General features: G+C 61.9%; 14 protein-coding genes. 5 read left to right on the top strand and 9 right to left on the bottom strand.

Going from position 1 to position 16,105, the window contains the following annotated elements; translation table 11 throughout:
- Positions 1-7: 7 nt before the first annotated feature.
- The 7 genes from APH34_RS03995 to gloB all read right to left on the bottom strand — a co-directional run bounded on the left by APH34_RS03995 (position 8) and on the right by gloB (position 9,808).
- Positions 8-1,618 (bottom strand): ABC transporter ATP-binding protein, encoded by a 1,611-nt coding sequence (locus tag APH34_RS03995; RefSeq protein WP_054899891.1) that lies wholly within the window; start codon positions 1,616-1,618, stop codon positions 8-10.
- A 1-nt stretch (position 1,619) separates the two neighbouring features.
- On the bottom strand, positions 1,620-2,639 hold the full coding sequence (locus APH34_RS03990; RefSeq protein WP_054899890.1) for an ABC transporter permease: 1,020 nt from the start codon (positions 2,637-2,639) through the stop codon (positions 1,620-1,622).
- A gap of 1 nt (position 2,640) precedes the next feature.
- Positions 2,641-3,714 (bottom strand): microcin C ABC transporter permease YejB, encoded by a 1,074-nt coding sequence (locus APH34_RS03985; protein WP_054899889.1) that lies wholly within the window; start codon positions 3,712-3,714, stop codon positions 2,641-2,643.
- Between the two features lies 1 nt (position 3,715).
- On the bottom strand, positions 3,716-5,551 hold the full coding sequence (locus tag APH34_RS03980) for an extracellular solute-binding protein (RefSeq protein WP_054899888.1): 1,836 nt from the start codon (positions 5,549-5,551) through the stop codon (positions 3,716-3,718).
- Positions 5,548-7,377 carry an extracellular solute-binding protein gene (locus APH34_RS03975; RefSeq protein WP_218187067.1) on the bottom strand — a complete coding sequence of 610 codons (1,830 nt, stop codon included), beginning with the start codon at positions 7,375-7,377 and terminating at the stop codon, positions 5,548-5,550. The genes APH34_RS03980 and APH34_RS03975 overlap by 4 nt, the downstream gene beginning before the upstream one ends.
- Positions 7,378-7,497: 120 nt before the next feature.
- On the bottom strand, positions 7,498-8,928 hold the full coding sequence (locus APH34_RS03970; RefSeq protein WP_054899886.1) for a lytic transglycosylase domain-containing protein: 1,431 nt from the start codon (positions 8,926-8,928) through the stop codon (positions 7,498-7,500).
- 100 nt (positions 8,929-9,028) lie between these two features.
- Positions 9,029-9,808: a hydroxyacylglutathione hydrolase gene (gene gloB, locus APH34_RS03965; RefSeq protein WP_054899885.1), complete on the bottom strand. Its 780-nt coding sequence runs from the start codon at positions 9,806-9,808 to the stop codon at positions 9,029-9,031.
- Between the two features lie 85 nt (positions 9,809-9,893).
- On the opposite strand from gloB, the gene APH34_RS03960 reads away from it, so the two are divergent.
- The 4 genes from APH34_RS03960 (at position 9,894) to APH34_RS03945 (ending at position 14,279) form a co-directional block, all read left to right on the top strand.
- On the top strand, positions 9,894-10,667 hold the full coding sequence (locus tag APH34_RS03960) for a class I SAM-dependent methyltransferase (protein ID WP_054899884.1): 774 nt from the start codon (positions 9,894-9,896) through the stop codon (positions 10,665-10,667).
- 12 nt (positions 10,668-10,679) lie between these two features.
- Entirely contained in the window at positions 10,680-11,126 is a 447-nt protein-coding gene (gene rnhA, locus APH34_RS03955; RefSeq protein ID WP_054899883.1) for a ribonuclease HI, read from the top strand.
- 71 nt (positions 11,127-11,197) lie between these two features.
- A complete protein-coding gene (gene dnaQ, locus APH34_RS03950) occupies positions 11,198-11,956 on the top strand; it encodes a DNA polymerase III subunit epsilon (protein WP_054899882.1) in 759 nt (252 codons plus the stop codon).
- A gap of 73 nt (positions 11,957-12,029) precedes the next feature.
- Positions 12,030-14,279: an Orn/Lys/Arg decarboxylase N-terminal domain-containing protein gene (locus tag APH34_RS03945; protein WP_054899881.1), complete on the top strand. Its 2,250-nt coding sequence runs from the start codon at positions 12,030-12,032 to the stop codon at positions 14,277-14,279.
- Here APH34_RS03945 and APH34_RS03940 read toward each other — a convergent pair.
- Positions 14,263-14,481 carry a hypothetical protein gene (locus APH34_RS03940; RefSeq protein ID WP_054899880.1) on the bottom strand — a complete coding sequence of 73 codons (219 nt, stop codon included), beginning with the start codon at positions 14,479-14,481 and terminating at the stop codon, positions 14,263-14,265. The genes APH34_RS03945 and APH34_RS03940 overlap by 17 nt on opposite strands.
- A gap of 157 nt (positions 14,482-14,638) precedes the next feature.
- Here APH34_RS03940 and APH34_RS03935 point away from each other — a divergent pair, with 157 nt between their 5' ends.
- The gene (locus APH34_RS03935; protein ID WP_054899879.1) at positions 14,639-15,199 is read left to right on the top strand and encodes an NADPH-dependent FMN reductase; all 561 of its coding nucleotides are present in this window, start codon (positions 14,639-14,641) and stop codon (positions 15,197-15,199) included.
- A 47-nt stretch (positions 15,200-15,246) separates the two neighbouring features.
- On the opposite strand, the gene phnX is transcribed toward APH34_RS03935, so the two are convergent.
- Positions 15,247-16,074: a phosphonoacetaldehyde hydrolase gene (phnX, locus tag APH34_RS03930; RefSeq protein WP_054899878.1), complete on the bottom strand. Its 828-nt coding sequence runs from the start codon at positions 16,072-16,074 to the stop codon at positions 15,247-15,249.
- Positions 16,075-16,105 lie beyond the last annotated feature (31 nt).

The following is a 16,105-nucleotide window of genomic DNA, read 5'->3' as shown; positions in this document are numbered from 1 at the left end:
CGATCAATCACCGGCCGTTGTCGTGACCCAGGAACGCCGCCTCCAGCAACTGCTGCGTATAAGCATGCTGTGGCGCATGGAAGATCTCGCGGGCGTCACCTTGTTCCACAACATGCCCATGCTTGATCACCATCAACTGATGGCTCAACGCTTTGACCACCGCCAGGTCATGGCTGATGAACAAGTAGGTCAGGTTGTATTTCTGCTGCAGATTGCGCAGCAACTCCACGACCTGCCGCTGCACCGTGCGGTCCAGCGCCGAAGTTGGTTCATCCAGCAAAATCAAGGCAGGCTTCAACACCAGCGCCCGGGCAATGGCAATACGTTGCCGCTGCCCACCGGAGAACTCGTGCGGATAGCGGTGCCGAGTGGCAGGGTCCAACCCGACTTCCTCCAGCGCCGCAACAATGGCGGCTTCCTGCTCCGCCGGTGTACCTATCTTGTGAATACGCAGGCCCTCGCCAACGATATCCGCCACGCACATCCGTGGGCTGAGGCTGCCAAACGGGTCCTGGAACACCACCTGCATTTGCCGTCGCAGTGGGCGCACTTCTTTCTGGTTCAACCCCTCCAGGGCCTGCCCATGAAAGCGGATACCGCCCTGACTTGAAATCAAACGCAGGATCGCCAGCCCAAGTGTGGACTTCCCCGACCCGGACTCACCGACGATCCCCAGCGTCTGCCCTTGCGGCAGGCTGAAATTGATCCCGTCCACCGCCTTTACATGGTCAACCGTGCGGCGCAAGAAGCCTTTCTTGATCGGGAACCAGACCTTGAGGTCATCTACTTCAAGCAACGGCGCGCCAACCGGGTTATGGGCAGGCTCACCGCTGGGCTCGGCATTGATCAACATCTGCGTGTAATGATGCTGGGGTGCGCTGAACAGGGTGGCGCACTGCGCCTGCTCGACGATCTTGCCGCGCTGCATGACACACACACGGTGCGCAATGCGCCGCACCAGGTTCAGGTCATGGCTGATCAGCAACAGCGCCATCCCCAACCGTGCCTGCAGCTCCTTGAGCAGGTCGAGGATCTTCAACTGCACGGTCACATCGAGCGCCGTGGTCGGCTCATCGGCAATCAGCAGCTCTGGCTCGTTGGCCAGCGCCATGGCAATCATCACCCGCTGCCGCTGCCCACCCGACAGCTCATGGGGCAGGGCCTTCAAGCGCTTGCGCGGCTCGGGAATGCCTACCAGCTCCAGCAGCTCCAGCGTGCGTGCCGTGGCCGCCTTGCCCGTCAGCCCCTTGTGGAGCAACAAGATCTCGTTGATCTGTTTCTCAATGCAGTGCAGCGGGTTCAGCGACGTCATCGGCTCCTGGAAAATCATCGCAATACGGTTGCCGCGTATCCGCTGCATGGCTTTTTCGCCGTGCTGCAGCAGGTCCTTGCCTTCATAGCGGATGCTGCCGCTGGGGTGACGCGCGAGTGGGTAGGGCAGCAGGCGCAGAATCGAGTGGGCAGTGACCGACTTGCCCGAGCCACTTTCGCCGACCAGCGCCAGGGTCTCACCTTTGCGGATATCGAAGCTGATGCCATCGACCACGCGGTTGACCTGGTTACCGGTAACGAACTCCACCGCCAGGTCACGCACTTCGATCACGTTCTGTTCTGTCATGTCACTTCCTCGGGTCGAAGGCATCGCGGGCGGATTCACCGATGAACACCAGCAGGCTTAGCATGATCGCCAAGACGGCAAAGGCACTGATACCCAGCCAAGGCGCCTGCAGGTTGGACTTCCCTTGGGCGACCAGCTCGCCCAGCGATGGCGAACCGGCGGGCAGGCCGAAGCCGAGGAAGTCCAGCGCGGTGAGGGTACCGATGGCACCGGTGAGGATGAAGGGCATGAAGGTCATGGTCGAAATCATCGCGTTGGGCAGAATGTGCCGGTACATGATCGCACCGTTGCGCATCCCCAGGGCGCGGGCAGCGCGCACGTATTCGAGGTTGCGCCCACGCAGGAACTCGGCGCGCACCACGTCCACCAGGCTCATCCACGAGAACAGCAGCATGATGCCCAGCAGCCACCAGAAGTTGGGTTGCACGAAGCTGGCAAGAATGATCAGCAGGTACAGCACCGGCAGGCCGGACCAGACCTCCAGGAAACGCTGGCCGGCAAGGTCGACCCAGCCGCCGTAGAAGCCCTGCAGCGCGCCGGCGATGACGCCGACGATGGAACTGAGGATGGTCAGCGTCAGGGCAAAAAGCACCGACACACGGAAACCGTAGATCACCCGAGCCAACACGTCCCGGCCCTGGTCGTCGGTGCCTAGCAGGTTATCCGCCGAGGGGGGGGCTGGGGCGGGGACGCGCAGGTCATAGTTGATGCTCTGGTAGCTGAAGGGGATCGGTGCCCACAGTACAAAGCTGTCCTTGCTGGCCAGTAGCTCGCGGATGTACGGGCTCTTGTAGTTGGCTTCGAGGGGGAATTCACCGCCAAAGGTGGTTTCCGGGTAGCGCTTGAAGGCTGGGAAATACCATTGGCCTTCGTAGCGCACGGCGATCGGTTTGTCGTTGGCGATCAGCTCGGCGCCCAGGCTCAGGCCAAACAGGATGAGGAACAGCCACAGTGACCACCAGCCGCGTCGGTTGGCCTTGAAGCGCTCGAAGCGTCGGCGGTTGAGAGGGGACAAGGCCATGTCAGTGCTCCCGGCTGGCGAAGTCGATGCGCGGATCGACCAGGGTGTAGGTGAGGTCGCCGATCAGTTTCACCACCAGCCCCAGCAGGGTGAAGATGAACAACGTGCCGAACACCACCGGGTAGTCGCGGTTGATTGCCGCTTCGAAACTCATCAGCCCCAAGCCATCGAGGGAGAAGATCACCTCGATCAGCAGGGAGCCGGTGAAGAAGATGCCAATGAACGCCGAGGGGAAGCCGGCGATGACCAGCAGCATGGCGTTACGGAACACGTGCCCGTACAGCACGCGCGAGCGGCTCAGCCCTTTGGCCTTGGCGGTGACCACGTACTGTTTGTTGATCTCGTCGAGAAAGCTGTTCTTGGTCAGCAGGGTCATGGTGGCGAAGTTGCCGATCACCAGCGCGGTAATCGGCAATACCAGGTGCCAGAAGTAGTCGAGCACCTTGCCGGTGGTGGACAGCTCGTCGAAGTTGTTGGAGGTAAGCCCGCGTAGCGGGAACCAATCGAAGTAACTGCCGCCGGCGAACAGCACAATCAGCAAAATGGCGAACAGGAAGGCGGGGATGGCGTAGCCAACGATGATCGCCGAGCTGGTCCAGACGTCAAAATGGCTGCCGTGGCGTACCGCCTTGGCGATGCCAAGCGGGATCGACACCAGGTACATGATCAGCGTGCTCCACAGCCCCAGCGAGATTGAAACCGGCATCTTCTCGGCGATCAGGTCGATAACCTTGGCGTCGCGGAAGAAGCTGTCGCCGAAGTCCAGCTGGGCGTAGTTCTTGACCATGATCCACAAGCGTTCCGGCGCCGATTTGTCGAAGCCATACATGCGCTCGATCTCGGCGATCAGGGCCGGGTCCAGGCCCTGGGCGCCGCGGTAGTTGGAACCGGCTACGGAGACTTCGGCGCCGCCACCGGCGATACGGCTGGTGGCGCCCTCGAAGCCTTCGAGCTTGGCAATCATCTGCTCGACCGGGCCGCCGGGGGCTGCCTGGACAATAATGAAGTTGATGATCAGGATGCCGAACAGGGTCGGGATGATCAGTAGCAGGCGGCGCAGGATATAGGCCAGCATCTCAATTGGCCTCGTCCGCTGCGGCTTCAGTCACGGCAGGCGTCACGTCTGGCTTGATCCACCAAGTGTCGATGCCGACATCGTATTTAGGCGACACCTTGGGGTGACCAATGTGGTTCCAGTAGGCCACGCGCCAGGTCTTGATGTGCCAGTTGGGGATCACGTAGTAGCCCCACAGCAACACCCGGTCCAGGGCACGGGCGTGGTCGATCAGGCTTTGGCGGGAGTCGGCGTTGATCAGTTGCTCCACCAACTGGTCGATCGCCGGGTCGCGCAGGCCGATGTAGTTGCGGCTGCCGGGGTTGTCGGCAGAGACGCTTGACCAGAATTCGCGCTGCTCATTGCCCGGGGAGTTGGACTGCGGGAAGTTGCCGACAATCATGTCGAAATCCCGTGAGCGCAGGCGGGTGATGAACTGTGACACATCGACCCGGCGGATGGTCAGGTCGATACCCAGGTCGGCGAGGTTGCGCTTGAATGGCAGCAGGATGCGTTCGAACTCGGACTGTGCGAGCAGAAATTCGATGGCCACTGGTTTGCCCTGGGCATCGACCATCTTGTCGTCGACGATCTTCCAGCCTGCTTCCTGCAGCAACCTGTAGGCCTTGCGCTGCTGTTCGCGGATCATGCCGCTGCCGTCGCTGACGGGGTTGTGAAACGCCTCGGTCAAGGCTTTTTCGGGAATCTGGCCGCGCAGCGGCTCGAGGATTTTCAGCTCCTCGGCGCCGGGTAGGCCTCGGGCGGCCATTTCCGAGTTCTCGAAGTAACTGCTGGTGCGGGTATAGGCGCCGTTGAACAGTTGCTTGTTGGTCCACTCGTAGTCCAGCAGCAGGCTCAGGGCCTCGCGCACACGCACGTCCTGGAACACCGGGCGGCGGATGTTGAAGATGAAGCCTTGCATACCGGTGGGGTTACCGTTGGGCAGTTCTTCCTTGATCAGACGACCATCACGTACCGCAGGTACGTTGTAGGCGGTGGCCCAGTTTTTTGCGCTTATCTCCAGGGCATAGTCGAATGCCCCGGCCTTCAATGCTTCCAAGGCGACGGCGGTGTCGCGGTAGGCGTCGAATGTCATGGCATCGAAATTGAACTGGCCGCGGTTGATCGGCAGGTCCTTGGCCCAGTAGTCCTTGACTCGCTCATAGCGGATCGAGCGGCCGGCCTTGACCTGGGTGATCTTGTAAGGGCCGCTGCCCAAGGGGATTTCCAGGTTGCCACGGTTGAAGTCGCGGCCTTCGTACCAGTGCTTGGGCAGCACCGGCAACTGGCCCAGGATCAGCGGCAGTTCCCGGTTGTTCTTGTGCTTGAACTTGAACAGCACCCGCAGCGGGTCTTCGGCGACCACTTCGGCGACGTCGGCGTAGTACTGGCGGTACAGCGGTGCGCCGTCCTTCATCAGGGCATTGAAGGTGAACACCACGTCGTCGGCGCGCATCGGGTGGCCGTCATGGAAGCGCGCCTCGGGGCGCAGGTAGAAGCGTACCCAGCTATTGTCCGGGGCTTTCTCGATCTTGCCGGCCACCAGGCCGTACTCGGTGAACGGTTCGTCCAGGCTCTGACGCATCAAGGTGTCGTAGATGGCGCTGACGTTATCGGCAGGAACGCCCTTGTTGATGAAGGGGTTGAGGCTGTCGAAGCCCCCGAAGCTGGACTGGCGGAAGGTGCCACCCTTGGGTGCATCGGGGTTCACGTAGTCGAAGTGCTTGAAGTCGGCGGGGTATTTCGGCGCCTCGTCATACAGGGTGAGCGCGTGTTGTGGCGCGGCCATGGCCGACAGGCTCAGGCAAGCGAACAGGAGGCTGCCTGCCAGCTGGCGCAGGCGGTGCGTAGGCATCATTGGGCTTTCTCCGAAGTCTTTATCCACCAGGTGTTCAGCCCGAGGGTGTAGGGCGGCGTGGTGACGAAGGCGAACCGGTTGCGATAGGCCAGGCGGTGATTGTCGAGATACCAGTTCGGGATCATGTAGTAGTGCCAGGAAAGCACGCGGTCCAGGGCGCGGGCAGCAGCGACCTGATCGTCGCGGGTGCGGGCTGCCAGCAGGGTGTCGAGCAGGTGGTCGACCACCGGGTCCTTGACACCCGCATAGTTCTTGCTGCCCTTGGTCGCGGCCTGGCTGGAATGGAAGTACAGCCACTGCTCGAGGCCCGGGCTCAACGTCTGGTTAAGGGTCATCAGGATCATGTCGAAGTCGAACTGGTCCAGGCGTTGTTTGTACTGGGCGCGGTCCACCGTGCGCAAGCGCGCATCGATGCCGATGCTCGCCAGGTTTTCGACATACGGTTGCAAAATGCGTTCGAGGTTGGGGTTGACCAACAGCAGCTCAATGGTCAGTTGCTGGCCTTTCTTGTCCACCAGCCGCTGGCCATCAAGCTTCCAGCCGGCTTGCCCAAGCAGGGCAAGGGCCTGGCGCAAGGTTTGGCGGCTGATGCCGCGGCCGTCGGTGTGGCTGACCTGGTAAGGCTGGGTAAACAGCTTTTCCGGCAACTGGTCGCGGAACGGAGCAAGCAGCAGCCACTCCTTGCCCGTGGGCAGGCCAGAGGCGGCAAATTCGCTGTTGGGGTAATAGCTCGTTGAGCGGCGGTAGGCGCTGCTGAACAGGGCGCGGTTGGTCCACTCGAAGTCGAGCATCAAGCCCAGCGCCTGGCGCACGCTGGGGTCGCTGAACGTGGCGCGCCGGCTATTGATGAACAAGCCTTGGGTCTGGGTCGGAATGCGGTGCGGGATCTGTGCCTTGATCACATCGCCACGGCGCACCGCCGGGAAGTTGTAGCCATTGGCCCAGTTTTTCGCCTGGTGCTCGATATAGATGTCGAACTCGCCAGCCTTGAAGGCTTCGAACGCCACGGTGGCGTCCCGGTAGAACTCGTACTCGACACGGTTGAAGTTGTACTTGCCGCGGTTCACGGCCAGGTCCTTGCCCCAGTAGTGTTTCACCCGTTCGAACACTAGGCGCCGGCCAGGCTGTACCTGGGTAATGCGGTAAGGGCCGCTGCTCAGCGGTGGCTCGAACGTAGTCGCCTGGAAGTCGCGGCCTTGCCAGTAGTGCTTGGGCAGCACTGGCATTTCGCCCAGGCGCAGGATCAACAGCGGGTTGCCAGCGCGCTTGAAGACGAAGCGGATGCGCAGCGGACCGAGCACGTCGACCCGCTGCACCTCCTGCAGGTTGGTCCGGTAGATCGGGTGGCCTTCCTTGAGCAGGGTGCGGTAGGAAAAGGCCACATCCGCCGAGGTGATTGGCTTGCCATCGTGCCAGCGCGCCTCGGGGCGCAGGTTGAACACTACCCAGCTGCGATCTTCGCTGTATTCCACCGACCGGGCGATCAGGCCATAGCTGGAGGTTGGTTCGTCGCCGGAGGGGTCGTACTGGCCAGTACCGACCATCAGCGTTTCGTTGAGCTCGCTGACGCCGTACTGCAGGAAGTTCGGCGTGGTCACCGGGCTGGTGCCCTTGAAGGTGTAGGGGTTGAGCGTGTCGAATGTGCCAAACGCCATGGCCCGCAAGGTGCCGCCCTTGGGCGCTTGCGGGTTGACCCAGTCGAAGTGGGTGAACGTGGCTGGGTACTTGAGCGTGCCGAACTGCGCGTAACCGTGGCTTTCGCTCACCATCGCGACTGCGGGAAAGCTCAAGGCCAGGCTGAGTGACAGCAGGAGGGGACGTATCAAGTCGGCATCCGATCCAGAGGCGTTGGGCTTTGATCGGGTACAGTAACAGCTTGGCGGGGTTGGAAAAAGAGGATGTCAGAGGGATCGAGGTGGGGCTGCAAGGCAGCCCCGCAGATCACATCAGTGCGACAGATATACGGTCAGCGTCTGCCCTGGTTTCAGGGCATGCCCGCTGCGCGGATTCCAGCGCTTGAGGTGCTGCATTTCAACATTGAAACGTTTGGCAACCAAATACAACGAGTCACCCTTGCGTACCTTGTACTGGGTGGAGCGCTGCCCGGCCGCAGCCACTCGGTTGGCTGCTGCACTGGGTGCATTGCCGCCACGCAGTGCCAGCACCTGCCCGGCCTTGACGCGGTTACCCGGCAGTTTGTTCCAGCGCTGGATATCCTTGACCGATACCCGGTTGGCCTTGGCGATGCTGCTCAGGTTGTCGCCGCGCTTGACCCGGTAGCTGCGCGCGGTTGCAGGTGCCTTGGCCTCGGCCACTGCGGCAGCAAAGACTGCCTTGTTTGGCTGCAGGCTGACCAGTTGCTCAGGCTTGAGGTTGGAGAGGCTGGCCGACAGCAGTTGTGCCTTGGCGGTCGGCACCAGCAGTTGCTTGGGGCCGTCCACGGTCATGCGCTTCTTGAATGCCGGATTAAGCTGGATGAGTTCGTCTTCGTCGATGTTGGCGAAGGCGGCGACCCGCGACAGGTCGAGGCGGTCATTGATGGCGACGGCTTCGAAGTAGGGTTCATTGGCGATCGGGTTGAGGTTCACGCCATAGGCCTCAGGGGTTGAGACCACCTGCGACAGGGCCAGTAGCTTGGGTACATAGTCGCGGGTTTCCTGCGGCAGGGGCAGGTTCCAGTAATCGGTCGGCAAGCCTAGCTTTTCGTTACGTTCGATGGCCCGGCTGACGGTGCCTTCGCCAGCATTGTAAGCGGCCAGCGCCAGTAGCCAGTCGCCGTTGAACATGTCGTGGAGGCGGCCGAGGTAGTCCAGGGCGGCGTTGGTCGACGCGGTGATGTCACGGCGGCCGTCGTAGAAGTGGGTCTGGCGCAGGTTGAAGTGGCGCCCGGTCGACGGGATGAACTGCCACATGCCCGCGGCATGGGCGCGCGAGTAGGCCATCGGGTTGTAGGCGCTCTCGATGGCTGGCAGCAGCGCCAGCTCAAGTGGCATATCGCGCTCTTCGAGGCGTTCGACAATGTAGTGCAGGTAGAGGCTGCCGCGCTCGCCGGCGTTTTCCAGGAACGACGGGTTGCTGGCGAACCATAGGCGCTGCTGCTCGATGCGCGGGTTGACGTCGATGCTGTCCTGCAGGGCAAAGCCCTGGCGCATCCGCTCCCATACATCCTGCGGAGGCTGGTCGACCGGCTTGATCGCCAGCGGCGCCGGCTTGTGCTTGATCCGCGCCTGGTAGCTGTGCGCGCGAACGCTGTCGGATTCGTCGAGCTGACGGGTGCTCTGGCAGCCCACCAGGGTGGCGGCCAGCGCCAGCGCACTGATTTGGGCCAGGCGCGTCAGGGCGACTGAATGAGCGGTTCTGCGGCTACGGGAAGACATCGGCGGGGACAGGTTTCCGGGCAAAAAATTTCGGCGATTCTAGAAACCGTACCCGGCCGGGTCAACCGTCCAACTGATGTTGCGATATATCTTGAGGTTATCAGAAGGTGTCTTTCCAAGACCTCAAAGCAGCAAAAACAGCGACATGCGTGGTGTTTGATTGTCCCTTCCATTCGTCTGCTTTTTGTTTAACTAATGTTTCAGAAGTACGCAGAAAAGGGTTGGTCAATCTCTCCAGGGCAATGGTTGATGGCAATGTGATGCGATTTTCCGCACGCAACCGGGTAACGTCATCGAAACGTTGCTGAACGTGCGGATTCTGCGGTTCCACGGCCTTGGCAAAGCGCAGATTGCTCAGGGTGTATTCATGGGCGCAGTAAACCTCAGTCTGTTCGGGCAATGCCGCCAAGCGGGCGAGGGCGGGTTGCATCTGTTCTGGCGTGCCCTCGAACATGCGCCCGCAACCGGCAGCGAACAGCGTGTCCCCGCTGAACAGTAACGGAGTGGTGGGCTGGTCGCTGAAAAAGGCGATATGGCCCAGCGTGTGGCCGGGCACCGCCATGACGTTGAAGGCGACGCCCAGCACTGTCACCTGGTCGCCTTCATTCAGGCCAAGGTCACGGGCGGGTATGCGCTCGTTGGCGGGGCCGCAAACCCTTGCGCCGGTGAGTGCCTTGAGGCGTTCGACACCGCCTACGTGGTCATTGTGGTGGTGGGTCACCAGGATGTCCTCGAGCACCCAGCCGGGGTTTTCGGCCAGCCAGGCCTCCACCGGGGCGGCGTCACCGGGATCGACCACCGCGCAACGGCGTTTGGCAGTATCCTGTAACAACCAGATGTAATTGTCGGAGAAAGCGGGAAGAGCATCGATCTGTATCATGGTGCGGATCCGTATCGCCAAGCGTGGCACATGAAGGCATCTTAGCCGCGATGGCGCGGTGCGAGAACCTTCGAGGGAGAGCGCAATGAACGACCAAGCCTTTGCCCAGGCCGACCCTGACTGGGTCGAACTGATCAGCCTGGCCCGTGAGTGGTTCAACGGCCCGTTGGGCCAACTGATGCTCAAGGAAGAGGAAAAACTGCTGGAAGAGGAGCTCGGGCGCTTCTTCGGTGGTTATCTGGTGCACTACGGCCCTTGCGCCGAGGCACCCCCCAGCGCCCCTCAGGTACAGCGTAACGTTCGCCTTGGCGCGCCACTGCCAGGGGTGGAGATCGCCTGCGAAGAGCAGGCCTGGCCCTTGAGCGAACATGCCGCCGACGTAGTGGTCCTGCAGCATGGGCTGGATTTCAGCCTGTCGCCCCATGGGCTGCTGCGCGAGGCAGCCAGCGCCGTGCGCCCAGGCGGTCATTTGCTGATTGTCGGCATCAACCCCTGGAGCAGTTGGGGCGTGCGTCACTTTTTCAGCCATGGGGCGCTGCGCAAGGCCCGCTGCATCTCGCCGTCGCGGGTGGGCGACTGGCTCAACCTGCTGGGCTTCGCGCTGGAGAAACGCCGCTTCGGGTGCTATCGTCCGCCGCTTGCCTCACCGGCCTGGCAACAGCGCCTGGTTGGCTGGGAGCGGGTGGCCGGCGGCTGGCAGACGTCCGGCGGCGGCGTGTACCTGCTGGTGGCGCGCAAGATGGTGGTCGGTCTGCGGCCGCTGCGCCAGGAGCGCCGCGAGCCGATGGGCAAGCTGTTGCCGTTGCCGCTGGCCAAGGTCAACCGCACCGCGGCCAACCCGGATACTGAAAAGCACTGACATGAGTGGTACATGAGCGATAGCGTCCAGATGTATACCGATGGTGCCTGCAAGGGCAATCCCGGCCCCGGTGGCTGGGGCGTCCTGATGATCTACAAGGGCGTCGAGAAGGAACTGTGGGGCGGCGAGCGCGAAACCACCAACAACCGCATGGAGCTGATGGCTGCGATCCAGGGGCTGATGGCACTCAAGCGCGAATGCGAGGTGGAACTGACCACCGACTCGCAATACGTGATGAAGGGCATCAATGAGTGGATGGTCAACTGGAAGAAGCGCGGTTGGAAGACGGCCTCGAAAGAGCCGGTGAAGAATGCCGACCTGTGGCAGCAGCTCGATGAGCAGGTCAACCGACACAAGGTCACCTGGAAGTGGGTGCGGGGCCACATCGGCCACCCCGGCAACGAGCGTGCCGACCAGTTGGCCAACCGTGGTGTCGATGAGGTGCGTGCCAAACGTTGAAAGCAGCTTGCACGTTACCGCTTGAGGTATACTCCCCGGCTCTGTAACTGATGCAAGTTGGAGCGCCCCGCGTGGAGCAGCAACAAGATAAACGGCTGGTCATTCTCGATACCGAAACCACCGGCATGCCGGTCAGCGAAGGCCACCGGATCATCGAGATCGGTTGTGTCGAAGTCATTGGTCGGCGACTGACCGGGCGGCACTTCCATGTCTACCTGCAGCCGGATCGGGAAAGTGACGAGGGCGCCATCAACGTCCACGGCATCACCGACGCCTTCCTGGTCGGCAAGCCGCGCTTCGGTGATGTGGCCGAGGAATTCTTCGAGTTCATCCAGGGCGCCACCCTGGTCATCCACAACGCGGCGTTCGACGTCGGCTTCATCAACAACGAATTTGCCCTGCTGGGGCAGCACGACCGCGCTGATCTCGCCCAGCACTGCACCATCCTCGATACCCTGCTGCTGGCGCGAGCGCGCCACCCAGGCCAGCGCAACAGCCTCGATGCGCTGTGCAAACGTTACGACATCGACAACTCTGGCCGTGACCTGCACGGCGCGTTGCTCGACTCGGAACTGCTGGCCGACGTCTACCTGGCAATGACCGGTGGCCAAACCAGCCTTTCGCTGGCTGGGCATGGGGCTGACGGCGACAACGAAGGGCAGGGCACTGGCGGCAGCGAGATCCGTCGGATTACCGGGCGTGCACCTGGGCGGGTGATTCTGGCCAATGCCGAGGAACTGGAGGCGCACGCCGAGCGTCTGGCGGCAATTGCCAAGTCCGCGGGTGGGCCTTCGATGTGGCAGGTGTTGACCGAAACACCGGCCGGCTGATTCGTAGCCAGTAGCGGCCATCAAGCTCTACTACCCTGAAATGGACGACCCGTCCTTCGGAGGTAGCCACCTGATGTACAAGGACCTCAAGTTCCCCATCCTCATTGTCCACCGCTCCATCAAGGCTGACAGCGTTGCCGGCGAGCGCGTGCGCGGCATCGCCGAGGAGCTGCGCCAGGATGGGTTTGCCATCCTCGCGGCGGCAGACAATGCCGAGGCGCGGCTGGTGGCCGCCACGCACCACGGCCTGGCGTGCATGCTGATAGCCGCCGAAGGCGTCGGCGAAAACACCCACCTGCTACAAAACATGGCTGAGCTGATCCGTCTGGCGCGGCAGCGTGCACCGAACCTGCCGATCTTCGCCCTGGGCGAGCAAGTGACCTTGGAAAACGCCCCGGCCGAGGCCATGAGCGAGCTCAATCAGCTGCGCGGCGTTCTGTACCTGTTCGAGGACACCGTGCCGTTCCTCGCCCGTCAGGTTGCAAGAGCCGCGCACAATTACCTGGATGGCCTGCTACCGCCGTTTTTCAAGGCGCTGGTGCAGCACACCGCGCAATCGAATTACTCCTGGCATACGCCCGGCCATGGCGGTGGCGTTGCCTACCGCAAAAGCCCTGTTGGCCAGGCGTTTCACCAGTTCTTTGGGGAAAATACGCTTCGCTCGGACCTTTCCGTTTCAGTGCCGGAACTGGGCTCGCTGCTGGATCACACCGGTCCCTTGGCCGAGGCCGAGGCCCGTGCCGCACGCAATTTTGGCGCTGACCATACCTTTTTCGTCATCAATGGCACCTCCACCGCCAACAAGATCGTCTGGCACGCCATGGTAGGGCGTGATGACCTGGTGCTGGTAGATCGCAACTGCCACAAGTCGGTGGTCCACGCGATCATCATGACCGGTGCCATCCCCATTTACCTGTGTCCGGAACGCAACGAGCTGGGCATCATCGGGCCGATTCCGCTCAGCGAGTTCAGCCCTGAATCAATCCGTGCCAAGGTCCAGGCCAACCCACTGGCCAATGGGCGTGAGCCGCGTATCAAGCTGGCGGTGGTCACCAACTCCACCTACGACGGCCTGTGCTATCACGCCGGGCTGATCAAGCAGGCCCTTGGTAGCAGCGTCGAGGTGCTGCATTTCGACGAAGCCTGGTTCGCCTATGCGGCGTTCCATGACTTCTTCACCGGGCGCTTTGCCATGGGCACGGCCTGTGCCGAGGACAGCCCGCTGGTGTTCAGTACTCACTCGACGCACAAGCTGCTCGCCGCCTTCAGCCAGGCGTCGATGATCCACGTGCAAGACGGCGCCCAGCGGCAACTGGACCGTGACCGCTTCAATGAAGCCTTCATGATGCACATTTCCACCTCGCCGCAATACAGCATCCTCGCCTCGCTGGATGTAGCCTCGACCATGATGGAGGGCCCTGCAGGGCGGTCGCTGCTGCAGGAGATGTTCGATGAGGCGCTGAGCTTTCGGCGGGCGTTGGCCAACCTGCGCGAACACATCGCGGTGGATGATTGGTGGTTCAGCATCTGGCAACCGCCGGCGGCGGAGGGTATCCATCGGCTTGCCGCGCAGGACTGGCTGTTGCAGCCGGGGGCTGAGTGGCACGGCTTTGGCGAGGTGACGGCGGATTATGTGCTGCTCGACCCGCTCAAGGTGACACTGGTGATGCCGGGCCTGAGCGCGGGTGGCGTATTGGGTGAACGGGGGATTCCGGCAGCAGTTGTCAGCAAGTTTCTCTGGGAGCGCGGGTTGGTGGTGGAGAAAACCGGCCTGTACAGCTTCCTGGTGCTGTTCTCGATGGGTATCACCAAGGGCAAGTGGAGCACCTTGTTGACCGAATTGCTCGAGTTCAAACGGCACTATGACGGCAATACGGCGTTGAACGTCTGCTTGCCCAGCATCGTTGCGGTCGATGCGTCACGTTATCAAGGTATCGGTTTGCGCGACTTGTGCGACCAGTTGCATGACTGTTATCGGGCCAATGCCACGGCCAAGCAGTTGAAGCGCCTGTTCAGCTGCCTGCCGGAGGCGGCGCTGAGCCCGGCACGGGCCTATGACCAGATGGTCCGCGGTGAGGTCGAGGCCGTACCGATCGAGGCGCTGCTGGGCCGGGTTGCGGCTGTGATGCTGGTGCCGTATCCACCGGGTATTGCGCTGATCATGCCCGGTGAGCGTTTTACCGAAGCGACCCGCGCAATCCTCGACTACCTGGCGTTTGCCCGTGCCTTCAACAGCGGCTTCCCTGGCTTCGTTGCCGATGTGCATGGGCTGCAGAACGAGGGCGGCACCTACACGGTGGACTGCATCAAGGAATCCGGATGATCTCGACGCCTGTCTGCGCCAGTTCGAAGCGGTCCTCACCCAGGTGGTTGACCCGGTCGCCGATGGCCAGGCGGTACGTGGTGATCGGTGCGCCCAAGGCGCTGCCGTCGGCCTGCAGGGTAGACTCCTGGAACTCGTGAACGGGGTAGATACGGCCTTCGGCGTCACGGGCGTGGAATTGGCCGACCATTACTGCTGCCATTTAGGTGAAAACCTCTGAATTACGTAGGAAATGTCTGCAGGCATAGACCTTGGAAGATACCTGGAAGTTTTCTGTACAGGGAAAAAAAACCTAAGCAGTGAGAAACAGTCATCTATAACTACAACGTCTCTTAACCCAGCAAAGGTTGGAAATCGCCATGAGCCAGGTGTATTCGGTAGCGGTCGTCGTCGGCAGCTTGCGCAAGGATTCCTACAACCGCAAGGTGGCCCGGGCACTTTCAGAGCTGGCACCGTCCAGTCTTGCCCTGAAGATTGTCGAAATCGGCGACTTGCCGCTTTATAACGAGGACGTCGAAGCCGCTGGCGTGCCTGAGCCTTGGAAGCGGTTTCGCGATGAGATCCGCCGCAGCGACGCGGTGTTGTTCGTCACTCCGGAATATAACCGCTCAGTGCCGGGCGGCCTGAAGAACGCCATCGACGTTGGCTCGCGGCCTTACGGGCAAAGCGCCTGGAGCGGCAAGCCGGCGGCGGTGGTGAGTGTGTCGCCGGGGGCCATTGGCGGGTTTGGCGCCAACCATGCGGTGCGTCAGTCGCTGGTGTTCCTCGACATGCCCTGCATGCAGATGCCCGAGGCTTACATCGGCGGGGCGGCGAGCCTGTTCGAAGACAGTGGCAAGCTCAATGACAAGACGCGGCCGTTCTTGCAGGGGTTCATCGACAAGTTTGCGTCCTGGGTGAAATTGAACCGAGCGCTCTGAGCCGGTGCTATCGCCGGCTTGCCGGCGATAGCTACACCACAGGTATGTCAGAACGCCTGCGGCATCTCCCCCTTGGCCAAGCGCCGGTTGATGTCTGCGATTACCTCGGGCAGCTCATTGATGGTGTCGATCAGGTAGTGCGGGCGCGACCCCGAAAACAGCGCATGAATGCGCTTGCGCTCGCTCTCCAGCTTTTCCGCGCTCAGCGCTCGGTAGCCTTCCCAGGTTAGACCCAGGGCGTTACCCGAACACACCAGCGCGACAGTCCACATGCCGGCGCGCCGGCCTTCCAGAATGCCCGGCACCGTGTCGTCGACTTTGACGCAGGCCGCCACATCGTCAATACCCAGGGCAATTACGTTAGCGAGGGCCTGTGCCGGCCAGGGGCGCCCGTTGGGGGTTTCGTCGGTGGCCACCACATGATCGGCGACATAACCGTTCTGCGCGGCCAGTTCTACCACTTTGTCCATCACTACTTTGGGGTAACCCGAGCACGAGCCGATCTTCAGGCCGTCCTGCCGCAGCCCGGTGAGGGTATCCAGGGCGCCGGGAATCAGTGCCGAGTGCACGGCGATCTTTTCGATCTGCAGCGGCATGAAGCGGTTGTAGATGGCGGTGACGTCATCATCAGTCGGCGTGCGGCCGAATACGTTGCGGTACCGCTCGGCAATTTCCGGCACGTTGCACAGCGTGCGGATGTGGTCCCATTTGCCCATGCCCATTGGGCCACGGGCTTCTTCGATGGACACCTGGACGTCGAACTCGGCAAAGGCCTCGACGAAGATCTGCGTGGGGGCAAAGGAGCCGAAGTCGACCACGGTGCCGGCCCAGTCAAGGATGGCGGCTTGCAGCTGGGTTGGATTGCTGTAGTTCATGTGCGCTATTTCCTAAATTGGGGTGGGCAAA

Origin of the sequence: Pseudomonas sp. NBRC 111131 (assembly GCF_001320525.1) — a bacterium.
GTDB lineage: Bacteria > Pseudomonadota > Gammaproteobacteria > Pseudomonadales > Pseudomonadaceae > Aquipseudomonas > Aquipseudomonas ceruminis.
This window is presented reverse-complemented; position numbering and strand designations above follow the sequence as displayed.